This is a genomic window from Paraburkholderia ginsengisoli NBRC 100965 (assembly GCF_000739735.1).
In the GTDB taxonomy this organism is placed as follows: Bacteria; Pseudomonadota; Gammaproteobacteria; order Burkholderiales; family Burkholderiaceae; genus Paraburkholderia; species Paraburkholderia ginsengisoli.
In genome coordinates this window covers 76,270-92,892 of the sequence record NZ_BBJF01000018.1, presented here as the reverse complement: position 1 = coordinate 92,892, position 16,623 = coordinate 76,270, and the positions used below count along the sequence as shown (strand labels likewise).

Sequence of the window (16,623 nt, the reverse complement as noted above, 5' to 3'; positions counted from 1 at the left end):
TGTCGGTCAACGATGGTGATGAGGCGAGTGCCGGCGCATGTCCCGATACGGTTCCGCGCCGCCGAAATTGCCGACCTTGCTCACGCGCTCCTGATGTGCTGCTAACGTGCTCAGCACCGCGAAAGTATCGATGCGGCCCACGCAAAATCGCGCAGACCGCCCAGCCTGAAGCGCCGAGCCCTCTACTTCAACCGCCAGCCGCCGTCGTAGTCGCCCCGGCGACCGGACACGCCGGCACCGCCACCGCCGCCTCCTTGCCCGAAGATGACGACGTACTGGTCGCCCCACGCGGAGCCGCCGCAGCCATCGCCTGCACGGCCGTCGCAATTTGACCGGTGATCTGCTGCAACGCGCGCCGGTGTCCATCGACCAGCGCGTCATACCCGCCACTGACCGTTTCGTTCACCACGCTGCGGCACGTCATCACCGCGTTGCTGCGCACGGCCCGCACGCTCCACACCGCGTCGATCAATGCATGCGAGCCGGGCCACGACTCGAAGCGCTGCACGTTCATGCTGACGCGATAGACCGGCGTCGCATCCGGATGCGCGGTGCCATAGACGTCGATGGTGCCGAGCTGCTGCGTGAGACTCGTCGACAGCGCCCGGCGGATTTCGTCGCCCGGCAGCGACGCCCAGCGTTCCTCTTCGAGCACCTTGACCTGAGTCGGACCGGTCTGCACGACCAGCTGACTCTTCGCCACTTGCGGCGGCACGTCGATCGGCGCGACCTCGATCAGCAAGGCCGGCGCCGCCGAAGTACGCGCAACAACCGGCGCGGCGGAGCCGGACGCATCGGCGCCGAGCGTATAGAAGCGGCTCGACGGCGACGCGCACGCCGCGAGAGCCAGCACCGCGGCCAGTGCGCCGGCGGTCACGGCGCCGCGCACGAGCGCGCGCGGCGGGCGGGGGAGCCGGGCAAACATCATGGTTTATCTCCTGATTTACCGCGCAACAGCGATTCGGGATGACGCTCCAGGTAATCCGACAGCGCGTTCAACGACTGCAACGTGCGCGTCAGTTCCTGCAACGCCTGATGAACATCCGACTGCAACGGCGAGTCCTGCTGCAACGTCGCCTGCGCCGAGCCGAAGGTCTGCTTCGCGGCCGCGAGCGTGTCGCGGGCCTGCGGCACGACTTCCTTGTCCAGACGCGTGAACAGTTGATCGGCGTTCTTCAGCGCGCTGTTCAGGTTGCTGCCGATCTGGTCGAACGGCACCTTGTCGAGCTTCTTCGCGATGTCCGCGACCTGGAGCTGCAACTCATCGAGCGTGTTCGGGATCGTCGGCAGTTCGAGCGGGTCGCTCGCGACATCGACGGTAGCCGGCGGCGCCTTCGGGAAGATATCCAGCGCAACGTACAACTGGCTCGTGATCAGATTGCCGGTGCGCAACTGGCCGCGCAGTCCGTGCTTGACGAGTTGTTGCAACATCTGCTGACCGGCGAGGCTGCCCGGCGCCGGCGCGGTTTCGCGGAAGCGCTTGCCGAGGCGGTCGGGGAACACGTTCATCGTCACCGGCATTGTGAAGCTGCGCGTCTTGGGATCGTAGTCGATGCCGATGTTGGTCACCTGGCCCAGCACGATGCCGCGGAAATCGACCGGCGCGCCGATCGACAGCCCGCGCAGCGACTGGTTGAAGTTCATTACCACGCGCAGCGGCACGCCGTCCGGATCGCGCATGGCGTCCGCTTCATCCGATGCGAGGCGGAACGTCATGTTGTTCGGCGCCTGCGCGCCCACACCCTGGCCGGGCGGCGACTGGAACGACAGGCCGCCGACGATTACCGTCGCGAGCGACTGCGTGTTCAGCTTGAAGCCGCTCGAATCGAGCCGCAGATCGACGCCGCTCGCATGCCACCAGCGCGAGTTGGTGCCGACGTACTGATCGAACGGCGCGGACACGAACACCTGCATGGTCACGCCGGTGCCGTCCTTGTCGAGCGAGAAGCCGACCACCTGACCGACCTGCACGCGCCGGTAGAAGATCGGCGAGCCGATGTCGATCGAGCCGAGCGAGTCGCCGTGCAGCACGAACTGATGGCCCTTCTGGTCGCCGGTGATCGGCGGCGGCGTTTCGAGGCCGACGAAGTCCTTCTCGGTGTCCGTCGAGCGGCCGGCATCCGCGCCGATGTAGGCGCCCGAAAGCAGCGTGGTCAGACCCGACACGCCGCTCGCGCCGACCCGTGGCCGCACCACCCAGAAGCGCGAGTCCTTGACCGCGAATTTCCCGCCTTCCTTGGTCAGCTGCACCTGCACCAGCACGTGCGACAAATCCTGCGACAGTGTGATGGTCTTCACCGAACCGACGTCGACGTCCTTGAACTTGACCTTGGTCTTGCCCGGTTCGAGCCCCTCGGCGCTGATGAAGCTGATCGTGATGGTCGGGCCTTTCTCGGTCACCGACTTGATCACGAGCGCGATGCCGATCAGTGCGGCGATCAGCGGAATCACCCAGACGAGCGAAGGCAGCCAGCGGCTGCGCGGCTCGATGTCGGGGTCCGGGAGTTGCGGCGGTAGCCTGGGTCCGTTCGAATCGCTGCGCGGCGCATCATCGGAGGCGGGCGTCGGTCCTTGCGGGCTAGTCATGGTCGAGATCCTGAGGTGTTTTAGTATTGCCGTCCACGTGGTCCCAGATGAGCCGTGGATCGAATTGCATGGATGCCAGCATGGTCAGAATCACCACCGAGCCGAACGCGATCGCGCCCGGTCCGGCCGTGATCACGGCAAGCGATTTGAAGCGGACCAGCGCGACGGTCAGCGTGACGACGAACACGTCGAGCATCGACCAGCGGCCGATCCGTTCGACCATCCGGTACAGCGTGGTGCGCTGCTCCGGCCGCCAGCGAGAGCGGCGCTGAGCGCTGACAGTGAGCAGCACCAGCACGCTCAGCTTGAGCATCGGCACCATGATGCTGGCGATGAACACGATCACCGCGAGCGGCCAGTCGCCCGAGGTCCAGAAGTACACGACGCCGCTCATGATGGTGTCGTCTTCGGAGCCGAGCAGCGACGCGGTGTGCATCACCGGCAACAGGTTCGCGGGAATATACAGCAGCGCGGCGGCGATCAGCAGCGCCCACGTACGCATCAGGCTGTCGGGGTTGCGCGAGTGCAGGTGCGCGCCGCAGCGTGCGCAGTGCTGCGGCGTGACCGAGCGGATGCGCGGTTCGACGCGTCCGCACGCGTGACAGGAGACGAGACCCGCGCGCTTCGCGGTGACGTATTTCATCGTGGACTCATCCCTGATGCGGCGCGGGCGGCACGCCGGGCGGCAACGACGCTTGCGTCGTTTGTGCTCGAGGTTGCGCGATGTCCGGCTCGCCGGCCGGCGGCGCGTTGGGCGCCGCCGCCTGGAGATCGGCGGGCGCGGGCGGTCCTGCCTGCGAGCTGACGGCGACCGCCGCGCTGTCGGCTGAGGTGCGCGGCAGCGGCCGCTGGCTGCGGTCGCCGAGTTCGTCGGCGAGGTCCCACAGCACGCGCGGATCGAACGTGACGACCACCGCGAACATCAGCGTCAGCGTGCCAAACGCGAACAGCGCGGCTTCGGGGATCACGCGCGCGAGGCTGACCATCTTCACGATCGTGATCAGCACGCCGAGCATGAACACTTCGATCATTCCCCACGGGCGCACGAACTGGATCGCGCGCAGCACGCGGTTGAACGCGGGCGGCACGTAGCCGGCGCGCAGCGGCACCAGCACGTAGAGCAGCGCGACCAGTTCGGTCAGCGGAAACAGGATGGTCGAGCAGAACACCATCACCGCGACGATCTGCATGTCCTCGTCCCACAGCGCGATGAGCGCGCCGAACAGCGTAGTCTGCGATGTGATGCCGTTGGTCTCGAGTTCGACGATCGGAAAGCCCTGCGCGATCACGAAGGTGATCAGCGCGGCCAGCGTCATTGCGCAGATGCTGTCGAGCTTGCGCGACACGCCGCGATAGAGCGTCGCGCCGCAGCGCGGACAGCGCGCGCTCGTGCGGCCCACAAGCCGTGGCTTGCGGAACAGCGTATCGCATTCATGGCACGCGATCAGGTTGTCATGGTCCATACGGCAGAAGGGCTAACGACATGAAGGGCAGCGTGCAGGCCGGTTCTTATGGCAGGCCGGGAGTGCAGCAATAGTACCAAACGTGGCTTTGCCGCCGCACCGGCCGTTGCAGCGGCGCGGCGCGCGTACCCGAGGCGGTGCGGCATCCCTCGACATCCTCCGCATCCCGGTCCCGAATCGCCGGACAACGGATCGCGTTGCAGCAAAATTCGAACCCGGCCCGGCCGAATCGTTCAGCCGGCTTCTTTTGCATGGGGTAGCATGGCGGCCTTGGCGTGTATCGCAGCGGGCATGTCCCTGGCCACACACACCGATGCCATCCGCATCGACGCAGGGAATAGCAGGGCAAGCTGCGCCGTTAACCTCTCTTAGCTTGCGTTGATCTGTCATGGCACTCAATCCTTCATTCGGCAGCCGGGAGTCCTACACGCGGACCGCCATCGCCTTTCACTGGTTGATCGCGCTACTGATCGTGTGCGGCTTCGCGCTCGGCTGGGTGATGACCGACATTCTGGGCTTCACGCCCACCAAGCTGCGCTACTTCTCCTGGCACAAATGGATCGGCGTCACGGTATTCGCGCTCGCGATTCTGCGCATCCTGTGGCGCGCGACTCATGCAGCCCCGCCGATGCCGCGCCGCATGCCCGCCTGGCAGCGCGGCGCGGCGCATCTCACGCATCTGCTGTTGTACCTGCTGATGATCGCGATTCCCGCCTCGGGCTACCTGTACAGCTCGGCGGCGAACGTGCCGGTGGTGTACCTCGGGCTGATCCCGCTGCCGCGTCTGATCGCGCCGGACCCGCACCTGAAGGAACTCCTGAAGACCGTACATATCACGCTGAATTACACGTTGCTCGTGCTGGTCGCGCTGCACGTCGCGGCCGCGCTCAAGCATCAATGGCTCGATCGCGACGGCCTGCTGTCGCGCATGCTCCCTTTCCTCAAATAAGGACAACCATGAAGGTCTCGTTTCATCGCTACATGCTCGCCGCGTTCGCCGCGGCCTCGCTGACCGCGGCCGGCAGCGCGCTCGCGCAGGTGGACCTCGCGAAGAGTTCGGTGACGGCCATCTCACGGCAGATGAACGTGCCGGTGGAAGGCAAGTTCAACAAGTTCACCGCGCAGGTCAAGTTCGATCCGGCCAAACCCGCCGACGGCAGCGCGCAACTGAACATCGACGTGGCCAGCTACGATCTCGGCGACGAGAGCTACAACGAGCAGGTGCGCGGCAAGGAATGGTTCGACGCGAAGACTTACCCGAGCGCGACCTTCGTGTCGAGCGCGATCGCGCCGGCCGGCGGCAACCAGTTCAAGGTGACCGGCAAGCTGACCATCAAGGGCAAATCGCAGACCGTGGTGGTGCCGGTCACGGTGAGCCAGCAAGGGGCGGCGCAAACCTTCGACGGCTCGCTGCCGATCAAACGCTCGCAATTCGACATCGGCACCGGCGAATGGAAGGACACGTCGGTGGTCGCCGATGATGTCGTGATCAAGTTTCATATCGTCGCGGCGCATAAGTGAAGCGTGCGATGCGCGTGATGTCTGCTGCGCTCGTCGCCGGGCGCGGCTGTTTTTTTCACCGCTTTTTTCACCGTACTCCAGGAGCATGAATTGAAAACATCCATGTTGATCGCCGTCGGCGCGCTGGCTTCTTCCGTCTCGCTCGGCGCGTTCGCCGCCGATACCTATCAGCTCGACCCGACCCACACGTATCCGAGTTTCGAAGCGGATCACTTCGGCGGGCTATCGGTGTGGCGCGGCAAGTTCACGAAGAGCTCCGGCACGGTGACGCTCGACCGCGCGGCTAAAACCGGCACGGTGGACGTGACCGTCGATCCCGCTTCGATCGACACCGGCAACGCCAAGCTCGACGAACATCTGAAATCGGATGCGTTCTTCGACATCGCCAAATATCCGGCGGTGACCTACAAAGGCACCGCGATCAAGTTCGACGGCGACAAGCCGGCCGAAGTGGTCGGCAATCTGACGCTCCACGGCGTGACCAAGCCCGTGAATCTGAAGATCGAGTCGTTCAAGTGCATGCAGCATCCGGTGCTCAAGCGCGAGGTGTGCGGCGTCGAAGCGAGCGCGCAATTCAACCGCGCCGATTTCGGCATGGACTTCGGCACCAAGTACGGCTTCAGCATGGAGACCCGACTGCATATCCAGTCGGAAGGGATCAAGCAATAGGCGCTTCGACCCACGCTTCGACGCAGCGTCGCGCATCGTTTTTGCGGCATGTCCTCGGACCGCGCCGCTGAATCGCGCAACCGTTGCACGGCAACACAAAAAACCGCTTCATTCGCTTTGCGACGAAGCGGTTTTTTGTTGCCTGTCCGCGCCTGATCCGATGCTTGTGCGCTGCGGCTCGATGCGTTATGCGGCGCTGCATCCAATTTGTTGCTCGCCTTCGATTTTTTTTCCAGTTAAATAGAGCGCTGGCACCGTGCCGGTGATGCGCGTATCCGGTGCGGCAATATTGGGCCAGCGAGCCCACATCGATAATATTTCGCGCGAACTGGAGATCTGGATGAATGCAACAACGGCAGCAAGCATGGCGGGGAGTCGGCAGAGCTCGTGGCGCGCGGTGGTCGCCGCGTCGATCGGCAATGCGCTCGAATGGTTCGACCTGGTGGTGTATGGCTTCTTTGCGGTGACGATCGCGAAGCTGTTTTTTCCGGCCGGCAACGACACGGTCTCGCTGCTGTTGACGCTCGGCACTTTCGGCGTGTCGTTCTTCATGCGCCCGCTCGGGGCTATCGTGATCGGCGCTTATGCGGATCGCGCCGGGCGCAAAGCCGCGCTCACGCTGTCGATCCTGCTGATGATGTGCGGCACGCTGATCATCGCGATCCTGCCGACGTATCAGAGCATCGGCCTCGCCGCGCCGTTGATTCTCGTGATCGCGCGTCTGATGCAGGGCTTCTCGGCGGGCGGCGAGTTCGGCAGCGCGACCGCTTTTCTCGCGGAGCATGTGCCGGGGCGGCGCGGTTTCTTCGCGAGCTGGCAGGTGGCGAGCCAGGGGCTCACGACGCTGCTCGCGGCCGGCTTCGGCGTGCTGCTGACCGGCTCGCTGACGCCGGAGCAGATGGCGTCGTGGGGCTGGCGCGTACCGTTCTTCTTCGGGCTGCTGATCGGGCCGGTCGCCTGGTACATTCGCACGAAGCTCGACGAGACGCCGGAATTCCTCGCCGCCGAGACCACCACGACGCCGTTGCGCGACACCTTCGCGACCCAGAAGCAGCGGCTCGTGATCGCCATCGGCGTGGTGGTGCTCGGTACTGTGTCGACGTATCTGGTGCTGTTCATGCCCACCTACGGCGTGAAGCAGTTGGGGCTGGCGCCGTCGGTCGCGTTTTCGGCGATCGCGCTGACCGGTGTGATCCAGATGGTGTTCTCGCCGCTGATCGGTCACCTGTCGGACCGGCATGGACGCACGACGATCATGCTGGTCCCGGCGCTGCTGCTTCTCGTGCTGATCTATCCGGCGTTTCTGTATCTGGTCGCGCATCCGACCTTCGGCACGTTGATGGTGATGCAGATCGTGTTCGGCTTTCTGATGACCGGCTACTTCGCGGCGCTGCCGGGTTTGCTGTCGGAGATGTTCCCGGTGCAGACGCGCACGACGGGCATGTCGCTCGCATATAACATCGCGGTGACGATCTTCGGCGGCTTCGGGCCGTTCATCATCGCGTGGTTGATCAGCGCGACGGGGTCGAAGGCGGCGCCGAGCTACTACATGATTTTTGCCGCGGCGGTGAGCCTCGTGGCGTTGATGGCGGCGCGTCGCAAGCTCGGGTTTCGCTGACGCACCGAGGTGGCGATAAACGCAAAAGGCCGGTTCAATCCTGAACCGGCCTTTTGATTTGCGAAGTCTGCGGCTACAGGAGCATCATACTTGCGCGCCTGCGTTCGGGTCGTTCGGATCGGTGCGTTCCTTCTTGTCCTTCACCAGGTCTTCACGCTTCACGCCGAGCCACATCGCGAGCGCGGCGGCGACGAACACCGACGAGTAGATACCGAACAGAATACCGACCGTCAGCGCAAGCGCGAAGTAGTGCAGTGTCGGGCCGCCGAACAGGAACATCGACAGCACCATCATCTGCGTACAGCCGTGCGTGATGATGGTTCGCGACATCGTGCTGGTGATCGCGTGGTTGATCACTTCGATCACGGTCATCTTGCGTTCGCGGCGGAAGGTCTCGCGAATCCGGTCGAAGATAACGACCGACTCGTTGACCGAATAGCCGAGCACCGCGAGCACGGCAGCCAGCACCGACAGCGAAAACTCCCACTGGAAGAACGCGAAGAAGCCGAGAATGATGATCACGTCGTGCAGGTTCGCGATCACGCCGGCCACCGCGTACTTCCATTCGAAGCGGAACGACAGGTAGATCACGATGCCGATCACCACGCACGCGAGCGCGAGCAAGCCGTCGGTGGCGAGTTCCTTGCCGACCTGCGGACCGACGAACTCGACACGCTGTAACTGCACCTGCGGCGTTTCGGCCTTCAGCGCGCTCATCACCTGATCGCTCTGTTGCGCCGACGTATAGCCTTGCTTGAGCGGCAGACGGATCAGCACGTCGCGCGAGGTGCCGAAGTTCTGCACCTGAGCGTCCGCATAACCGAGCTTGGCCAGCGTGCCACGCACGGGATCGAGCGGCGCGGCGCCCGGATACTGCACTTCGATCACGGTGCCGCCGGTGAACTCCACCGACAGATGCAGCCCGCGATGCGCGAGGAAGAACACAGCGGCAAGGAACGTCAGCAGCGAGATTGCGTTGAAGAGCAACGCACGCTGCATGAACGGAATATCTTTGCGAAAACGGAAAAATTCCATGGTCTTGTTCTCCGGGACTCAGCGGGATGAACCCGGTTTCTGCGGCGTGTTCGAGGAACCCGGCGACGAACCCGACGCGTCGCGGCGGCGCACGGTCGGCTTGCCGGTGCGCGCCTGCGCGCTGGCGGCCGGGGCCTTCGGCCTGGCCGCGGCCTTGGCGACGGCTTGTGCGGTGTCGGTGGCGGCGTCGTTAGCGCCGAGGTAGGCGCCGGCGCCCGCGGGCGCGGTTTCCGGACGCCACACCTGGCCGATCGCCAGCGACTTCAGCTTCTTCTTGCCGCCGTACCAGAGGTTGACCACGCCGCGCGAGAAGAACACCGCCGAGAACATCGACGTCAGGATGCCGATACAGTGGACCATCGCGAATCCGCGCACCGGGCCGGAGCCGAAGGCGAGAAGCGCGAGGCCGGCGATCAGCGTGGTGACGTTCGAGTCGAGAATCGTCGCCCATGCATGCGCGTAGCCGTTCTGGATGGCCAGTTGCGGCGGCGCGCCGTGGCGCAGTTCTTCACGTACCCGCTCGTTGATCAGCACGTTCGCGTCGATCGCCATACCGAGCGCGAGCGCGATAGCGGCGATACCCGGCAGCGTGAGGGTCGCCTGCAGCATCGACAACACCGCGATCAGCAGCAGCAGGTTCACCGACAGGCCGATCATCGAGATCACGCCGAACAGCATGTAGTACGCGATCATGAACACCGCGATCGCCGCGAAGCCCCACACCACCGAATGGAAGCCCTTCTTGATGTTGTCCGCGCCGAGGCTCGGGCCGATCGTACGTTCTTCGATGATTTCCATCGGTGCCGCGAGCGAACCGGCGCGCAGCAGCAGCGCGAGGTCGGCGGCGGCTTGCGGCGTCGGCTGGCCGGTGATCTGGAAGCGGTCGCCCAGTTCCGACTGGATGGTTGCCACCGTCAGCACTTCACCCTTGCCGCGTTCGAACAGCACCATCGCCATCGGCTTGCCGATGTTGTCGCGCGACACGCTGCGCAGCGCGCGGCCGCCGGCCGAGTCGAGACGCAGGTTGACGGACGGACGCTGATGTTCGTCGAAGCCCGCCGATGCGTCGATGATCCGGTCGCCCGTGAAGATGACCTGCTTGCGCAGCAGCACCGGCGTCTGGTTGCCTTGCGTGAACAGCTCGTCGCCCGGCGGCACCGGGTCGGACGGATTCGGGTGCGTGTTGACCGGATCGGCGAGGCGCGCTTCGAGCGTCGCCGTGCGGCCGATGATGTCCTTCGCCTTCGCCGTGTCCTGCACGCCCGGCAGTTCGACCACGATGCGGTCGGTGCCTTGCTGCTGGATCACCGGCTCGGCCACGCCGAGTTCGTTCACGCGGTTATGCAGCGTGGTGATGTTCTGCTTGAGCGCGGCGTCCTGCACTGCGCGTTGCACGGCCGGCGTGAACGTGCCGACCAGTTGCAGACCGCCGTCCTGGCCAGGTTGCGTCGCCCACTGGAGTTCGCTGATGCTACGGTTGAGCAGCTTGAGCGCCGCGTCCGCCGTGGCCTGGTCCGCCACATTGACCAGCACCGATTGACCCACGCGATTCACGCCGCCGTCGCGCACGTTGTTGTCGCGCAGCAGCGTGCGCACGTCCGAGGCGTCGGAGTCGAGCTTTTTGTTGAGCGCGCCGGCCATGTCCACTTGCAGCAGGAAGTGCACACCGCCGCGCAGATCGAGACCGAGGTACATCGGCAGCGCGTGCAGTGCCGACAGCCAGGTGGGCGATGCGCTTTGCAGGTTCAGCGCGACGATGAACTGCGGATCGGTCGGATCGCTGTTCAGCGTTTTCTGCAGCAGGTCCTTGACGCGCAATTGCGTGTCGGTGTCCGGCAGACGCACGCGGATGTTCGCGTTGGTCGTCGAGTTGTCGAACGTGACGGCGGTCGGCTTGATCTGATTGGCGGCGAGCGTGGCCTCGACTGCGGCCAGCGTGGTCGAGTCGAGCCTGACCGTTGCCTTGCCGCTCGACACCTGCACCGCCGGCGCTTCGCCGAAAAGATTGGGCAGCGTGTACACGAGGCCGATGACCAGAGCCACCAGCATCACGGCGTATTTCCAGAGGGGGTAACGATTCATGAGTGGTCCAACGGGAAGGTTGGCTTGGAAGCGATGCGTCCGGCGATGAGCGCGGGCGATTCGGCGCGGTTGGCGTGAATCGCCGGCGAGGCCGCGCCGGACGCGAGAGAGCAGGCCTTACAGCGACTTGATCGTGCCCTTCGGGAGAATCGTCGTGACCGACGCCTTTTGCACGGTGATTTCCGTGCCTTCCGAGATTTCGACGCCGACGTAAGCCTCACCCACCTTGGTCACCTTGCCGACGATGCCGCCGTTCGTCACCACTTCGTCGCCCTTGGCCATGGCCGCGAGCATGTTGCGATGCTCTTTCTGGCGCTTCATTTGCGGGCGAATCATGATGAAGTACAGCACGCCGAACATCAGGATCAGCGGCAGGAAGCTCATCAGGTTCGATTCAATGCCACCTGTTGCTGTGCCTTGGGCAAAGGCATTGGAAATGAACGACACGTTGGTCTCTCCGTTATCAGTCAAACGATCAAAAAAATCAGCCGATTATTCTACCACCGGCCTGACGCGCGTCGGCGCGGCGAATCGGCTTTGCGATCAACCGTTTAAAGCCTTTTACGCCGTCCGCGAAAGTAGATTGTAAGGTTTTCCCCGCGAGGCGCGCGGATTCTTCGGTCGAATCCGCGTGCCGCACGGCTTATGGCGCCTGTTCGACGCCGCGCGCGCGGTTCTCGTGGAAGCGTTTGCGGAACGGCTCGAACATCTTCGCGTCGATCGCGTCGCGCATTTCCTGCATCAGTTCGAGGTAGTAATGCAGGTTGTGGATCGTGTTCAACTGCGCGCCGAGGATTTCGCCGACACGATGCAGATGATGCAGGTAGCCGCGCGTGAAATTGCGGCAGGTGTAGCAGCCGCATTGCTCGTCGAGCGGGCGCAGCGAATTCTTGTGCACGGCGTTGCGGATCTTGATGTCGCCGAAACGCGTGAACAGCCAGCCGTTGCGCGCGTTGCGGGTCGGCATCACGCAGTCGAACATGTCGACGCCGGCCGCGACGCCCGCCACCAGGTCTTCCGGCGTGCCGACGCCCATCAGGTAGTGCGGCTTGTTGGCCGGCAGCTTCGGGCCGATGTGATTCAGCACGCGCATCATGTCTTCCTTCGGCTCGCCGACCGACAGTCCGCCGATCGCGAGGCCGTGAAAGTCCATCTCCGCGAGGCCCGCGAGCGACTCGTCGCGCAGGTCCTCGAACATGCCGCCCTGGACGATGCCGAACAGCGCGTTCGGATTGCCTAGCCGCTTGAACTCGTCGATCGAGCGCTGCGCCCAGCGCATCGACATGCGCATCGAATCGGCCGCTTCCTGGTGCGAGGTCGGAATGTTGTTGGTCGCGTACGGCGTGCATTCGTCGAACTGCATCACGATGTCCGAGTTCAGCACCTTCTGGATCTGCATCGACACTTCCGGCGACAGGAACAGCTTGTCGCCGTTGATCGGCGACGCGAACGTGACGCCGTCCTCGGTGATCTTGCGCAGCTCGCCGAGCGAGAACACCTGAAAGCCGCCGGAGTCGGTCAGGATCGGCTTCTTCCAGCCCATGAACGCGTGCAGGCCGCCGTGGGCTTCGATCGTTTCGAGACCGGGGCGCAGCCACAGGTGGAAGGTGTTGCCGAGGATGATCTGCGCGTGCATTTCCTCCAGCTCGCGCGGCTGGACCGCCTTCACCGTGCCGTAGGTGCCGACCGGCATGAAGATCGGCGTTTCGACCACGCCGTGATTGAGCGTGACGCGGCCGCGCCGCGCCTGGCCGTCGGTGCCGAGCAGTTCGAATTTGAGGCCGCCGAGATCGGTCTCGGGGCGCTCGGCGGCAGTCGTTTGTTGCGGTTGATGACCGAGGGTCATTGAGTCACTCCTGGGCAACCGGAGAACAGTCCGGCGCAAATGTTGAAACGCCGCCGGAAGAGTTCGCGGCGGCTGAGGGAACTGCAAAAAAGTTGAAGCGGCTATTCAGTTGGCGAGGCAATCGGCCCGGCCAGCTCGGCTCAGACGTCGCGGCGCGTCAACAGCATTGCATCGCCATAACTGAAGAACCGGTAACGCTCTTCGATCGCATGACGATACGTCGCGCGAATCGTTTCGATGCCGGCGAACGCCGACACCAGCATCAGCAACGTCGACTTCGGCAAGTGAAAATTCGTCACCAGCCGGTCGACCACGCGGAATTTGTAGCCCGGCGTGATGAAAATGTCGGTTTCCGTGCTGGCCGCGCCAAGCGGACGGCCGGCGGCTTCGGCGTCGCGCGCGGCGGCTTCGAGCGCGCGCATCGAGGTCGTGCCCACCGCGATCACGCGATTGCCGCGTGCCTTGGTTGCCGCGATCTTGTCGGCGAGCGACTGCGGCAGGTGATACCACTCGCTGTGCATCTTGTGCTCGGCGAGATTCTCGACCCGCACCGGCTGGAACGTGCCCGCGCCGACGTGCAGCGTGAGCGTCGCGCGCTCCACGCCGCGAGCGTCGAGTTGCGCGAGCAGCGCGTCGTCGAAATGCAGGCCGGCGGTGGGCGCCGCGACCGCGCCGGGATTCTGCGCGAACACGGTCTGGTAGCGGGTCTCGTCGGTCGAGTCGGGATCGTGTTCGATGTACGGTGGCAGCGGCAGGCGGCCAAACTGCTCGATCAGCGTCAGGCAGTCGTCGGGGAAATGCAGCGTGTAGAACGGCTCGACCCGTTCGCCGATCGTGACGTCGAACGCATCCGCGAGACGGATCGTCGTGCCCGGCTGCGGGCTCTTGCTCGCGCGGATCTGCGCGAGCGCCGTGCGCTCGCCGGTGAGACGCTCCACCAGCACCTCGATCTTGCCGCCACTGGCCTTCTGGCCGAGGAAGCGCGCCTTCAGGACCTTGGTATCGTTGAAGACCAGCAGATCGCCCGGCGCGATGCATTCGGGCAACTCGGCGAAGCGGCGGTCGATCAGCCGCGCGGCGTCGGCGTGGCCCGTGTTGTCCACTTCGAGCAGACGGCTGGCACTGCGCTCGGGCAGTGCAACTTGCGCGATCAGCTCGGGCGGCAGATCGAAATCGAAATCGGAAAGCGTAAACATGCGGACGACTGGAAGCGAATTGGGACTGAATTGAGCCGAAGCCGGAGCCGGGCGGCTATGATTGCGGGACGCCGGAGCGGCCCGCGAGTCCGCGCGCACGCAGCGAACCCCGCCGGCGGCGAACCCTTTGACAGCCGATATTGTACTTGCGAAGCAGCCCATGCCTTTGTCCGACCGCCGATTGCCCTCCGCTACCGACGAAGTGAGCGCCGAACCGAAGCGCCGCGTCGCGCGAGGCAAGGCGGCGGAGCAGGCGGGCGACGTGCCCGCGGACGCGTCGCTGGAGCGCGAAATGGCCGCGCCGGCAGACGGCCGGGCCCACGACAGACCAACGGGATCACCCGGCGCGGCGGAACCATCTGACGCGGCCGACCCATTCGGCGACAAGCCCACTGGCAGGTCTGTGCCAAAGTCCGCCGCCAGGTCCGCCGCGAAGTCCGTTGACAAAGCCGCCGCGAAGGGCGCCGAGAAAGGTCCCGACGAAGGCACGGAAAAACGCGCCGCCAAGCCTCCCGCGAAACCTGCCGACAAGCTCGCCAAACTCGGCCTCACGCGCGCGATCGACCTCGTGCTGCATCTGCCGATGCGCTACGAGGACGAAACTTCGCTGACGCCGATCGGCCATCTGTTGCCGGGCGGCATCGCGCAAACCGAGGGCGTGGTGTTCGACAACGAGATCGCCTATCGGCCGCGCCGTCAGTTGCTGGTGAAGCTGCATGACGACGCCGGCGACGAACTCGTGCTGCGCTTTCTGAACTTCTACGGGTCGCAGGTCAAGCAAATGGCGATCGGCGCGCGGCTGCGCGTGCGCGGCGACGTGCGCGGTGGTTTCTTCGGTATAGAGATGGTGCACCCGGCGGTGCGCGTCGTCGACGAAGACACGCCGTTGCCGCAGGCGCTGACGCCGGTCTACCCGAGTACCGCGGGCGTCACGCAGGCGTATCTGCGCAAGGCGATCGACAACGCGCTGTCGCGCACGTCGTTGCCGGAATTGCTGCCCGAGTCGGTCGCGCGGACTTATCTGCAACCGCTCGGCGTGCCGTCGCTGATGGACGCCGTGCGCACGCTGCATCATCCGGGCGTGCAGTCCGACGAGACCGCGCTGATCGACGGCACGCATCCGGCGTGGGTGCGCATCAAGTTCGAGGAACTGCTCGCGCAGCAGATGTCGCTCAAGCGCGCGCACGACGAGCGTCGCACCCGCGCCGCGCCTGCCATGCCGCGCCGCAAGCAGGGCGACGAGTCGGCGCTGGTGGCGCGGCTGCTGGCGGCGCTGCCGTTTTCGCTGACCAGGGCGCAGGAGCGCGTGGGCGGCGAGATTGCGCTCGATCTGACCCAGCCGCATCCGATGCAGCGGCTTCTGCAAGGCGACGTCGGCAGCGGCAAGACGATCGTCGCCGCGCTGGCCGCCGCACAGGCCATCGACGCCGGCTACCAGGCCGCGCTGATGGCGCCGACCGAAATCCTCGCCGAACAGCACGCGCGCAAACTGCGCGGCTGGCTGGAGCCGCTCGGCGTGAGTGTCGCGTGGCTCGCGGGCAGTCTGAAGACCAGGGAAAAGCGCGCCGCGATCGAAGCGGCCGCGCTCGGCACCGCGCAACTCGTGATCGGCACGCACGCGATCATTCAGGACGCGGTGGAGTTCGCACGCCTCGGGCTCGTGATCGTCGACGAACAGCATCGTTTCGGCGTCGCGCAACGACTGGCGCTGCGCGCCAAAGCCCAGAACGCCGCCGACGGCGCGCACGACTTCCAGCCGCATCAACTGATGATGTCCGCGACGCCAATTCCCCGCACGTTGGCGATGACCTATTACGCCGACCTCGACGTGTCGACCATCGACGAATTGCCGCCCGGCCGCACGCCGATCCTGACCAAGCTCGTCTCCGACGCACGCCGCGACGAAGTGATCGCCCGCGTGCGCGAGGCGGCGCTGACCGGGCGTCAGGTGTACTGGGTGTGTCCGCTGATCGAGGAAAGCGAGACGCTGCAGTTGCAGACCGCCGTCGAGACCTACGAGACGCTGGTGGCCGCGCTGCCGGAGCTGAACGTCGGCCTCGTGCACGGGCGTCTCGCGCCCGCCGAAAAGGCCGCCGTAATGGACGCGTTCACCCGCAACGACGTGCAGTTGCTGGTCGCGACGACGGTGATCGAAGTGGGAGTCGACGTGCCGAACGCGTCGCTGATGGTGATCGAGCATGCGGAGCGCTTCGGCCTCGCGCAGCTGCACCAGTTGCGCGGACGGGTGGGGCGCGGCAGCGCGGCGTCGGTGTGTGTGCTGTTGTACACCGGCCCGTTGTCGATGACCGCGCGTGCGCGCCTGCAGACCATGCGCGAAACGACCGATGGCTTCGAGATCGCCCGGCGCGACCTCGAGATTCGCGGACCGGGGGAGTTTCTCGGCGCCCGTCAGTCGGGCGCGGCCATGCTGCGGTTCGCCGATCTGGAAAACGATCAGTGGCTGATCGAGCCCGCGCGCGAGGCCGCCGCAGTGTTGCTCGAACAGTATCCGGACGTGGTGCTGCAGCACCTGGCGCGCTGGCTCGGCGCGCGTGAGCATTACCTGAAGGCGTAAGAAGGCTTGAATGAAGCGTGGCGGGTTTGACT

Annotated in this window: 15 protein-coding genes; 5 read left to right on the top strand and 10 right to left on the bottom strand. The window is 65.1% G+C overall.

Going from position 1 to position 16,623, the window contains the following annotated elements:
• Positions 1-187: 187 nt before the first annotated feature.
• From BGI01S_RS23105 to BGI01S_RS23090, 4 genes are read right to left on the bottom strand one after another with little or no spacing between them, the layout of a single operon-like run.
• A complete protein-coding gene (locus BGI01S_RS23105; RefSeq protein ID WP_042328408.1) occupies positions 188-928 on the bottom strand; it encodes a PqiC family protein in 741 nt (246 codons plus the stop codon).
• Positions 925-2,586 (bottom strand): PqiB family protein, encoded by a 1,662-nt coding sequence (locus BGI01S_RS23100; RefSeq protein ID WP_042328407.1) that lies wholly within the window; start codon positions 2,584-2,586, stop codon positions 925-927. Before BGI01S_RS23100 ends, BGI01S_RS23105 begins: the two co-directional genes overlap by 4 nt.
• Positions 2,579-3,229 (bottom strand): paraquat-inducible protein A, encoded by a 651-nt coding sequence (locus tag BGI01S_RS23095; RefSeq protein ID WP_042328406.1) that lies wholly within the window; start codon positions 3,227-3,229, stop codon positions 2,579-2,581. Before BGI01S_RS23095 ends, BGI01S_RS23100 begins: the two co-directional genes overlap by 8 nt.
• A 7-nt stretch (positions 3,230-3,236) precedes the next feature.
• Positions 3,237-4,049 carry a paraquat-inducible protein A gene (locus BGI01S_RS23090; protein ID WP_042328405.1) on the bottom strand — a complete coding sequence of 271 codons (813 nt, stop codon included), beginning with the start codon at positions 4,047-4,049 and terminating at the stop codon, positions 3,237-3,239.
• 388 nt (positions 4,050-4,437) lie between these two features.
• Here BGI01S_RS23090 and BGI01S_RS23085 point away from each other — a divergent pair, with 388 nt between their 5' ends.
• The 3 genes from BGI01S_RS23085 to BGI01S_RS23075 all read left to right on the top strand — a co-directional run bounded on the left by BGI01S_RS23085 (position 4,438) and on the right by BGI01S_RS23075 (position 6,239).
• Positions 4,438-4,998 (top strand): cytochrome b, encoded by a 561-nt coding sequence (locus tag BGI01S_RS23085; RefSeq protein WP_042328404.1) that lies wholly within the window; start codon positions 4,438-4,440, stop codon positions 4,996-4,998.
• Positions 4,999-5,006: 8 nt separating this feature from the next.
• Positions 5,007-5,570, top strand: coding sequence for a YceI family protein (locus BGI01S_RS23080; RefSeq protein WP_042328403.1), 564 nt, complete (start codon positions 5,007-5,009; stop codon positions 5,568-5,570).
• Positions 5,571-5,672: 102 nt separating this feature from the next.
• Entirely contained in the window at positions 5,673-6,239 is a 567-nt protein-coding gene (locus tag BGI01S_RS23075; protein ID WP_042328402.1) for a YceI family protein, read from the top strand.
• A 186-nt stretch (positions 6,240-6,425) separates the two neighbouring features.
• Here the strand turns inward: BGI01S_RS23075 and BGI01S_RS30365 are convergent, their stop codons facing one another.
• A complete protein-coding gene (locus BGI01S_RS30365) occupies positions 6,426-6,605 on the bottom strand; it encodes a hypothetical protein (RefSeq protein WP_157004255.1) in 180 nt (59 codons plus the stop codon).
• On the opposite strand from BGI01S_RS30365, the gene BGI01S_RS23070 reads away from it, so the two are divergent.
• Positions 6,580-7,857 carry an MFS transporter gene (locus BGI01S_RS23070; RefSeq protein ID WP_042328401.1) on the top strand — a complete coding sequence of 426 codons (1,278 nt, stop codon included), beginning with the start codon at positions 6,580-6,582 and terminating at the stop codon, positions 7,855-7,857. The two genes, BGI01S_RS30365 and BGI01S_RS23070, sit on opposite strands and share 26 nt — an antisense overlap.
• 84 nt (positions 7,858-7,941) lie before the next feature.
• On the opposite strand, the gene secF is transcribed toward BGI01S_RS23070, so the two are convergent.
• The 5 genes from secF to queA all read right to left on the bottom strand — a co-directional run bounded on the left by secF (position 7,942) and on the right by queA (position 14,016).
• Positions 7,942-8,892, bottom strand: coding sequence for a protein translocase subunit SecF (secF, locus tag BGI01S_RS23065; protein WP_042328400.1), 951 nt, complete (start codon positions 8,890-8,892; stop codon positions 7,942-7,944).
• Positions 8,893-8,910: 18 nt separating this feature from the next.
• Positions 8,911-10,974, bottom strand: a complete 2,064-nt coding sequence (gene secD / locus BGI01S_RS23060; RefSeq protein WP_042328399.1) for a protein translocase subunit SecD — start codon at positions 10,972-10,974, stop codon at positions 8,911-8,913.
• 117 nt (positions 10,975-11,091) lie between these two features.
• Entirely contained in the window at positions 11,092-11,421 is a 330-nt protein-coding gene (gene yajC / locus BGI01S_RS23055) for a preprotein translocase subunit YajC (protein ID WP_007179286.1), read from the bottom strand.
• A gap of 196 nt (positions 11,422-11,617) precedes the next feature.
• Entirely contained in the window at positions 11,618-12,820 is a 1,203-nt protein-coding gene (gene tgt, locus BGI01S_RS23050) for a tRNA guanosine(34) transglycosylase Tgt (RefSeq protein WP_042328398.1), read from the bottom strand.
• Between the two features lie 140 nt (positions 12,821-12,960).
• Positions 12,961-14,016, bottom strand: a complete 1,056-nt coding sequence (gene queA / locus BGI01S_RS23045; protein WP_042328397.1) for a tRNA preQ1(34) S-adenosylmethionine ribosyltransferase-isomerase QueA — start codon at positions 14,014-14,016, stop codon at positions 12,961-12,963.
• Between the two features lie 160 nt (positions 14,017-14,176).
• On the opposite strand from queA, the gene recG reads away from it, so the two are divergent.
• Positions 14,177-16,591, top strand: a complete 2,415-nt coding sequence (gene recG / locus BGI01S_RS23040) for an ATP-dependent DNA helicase RecG (RefSeq protein ID WP_042328396.1) — start codon at positions 14,177-14,179, stop codon at positions 16,589-16,591.
• The last annotated feature ends 32 nt before the right edge of the window (positions 16,592-16,623 follow it).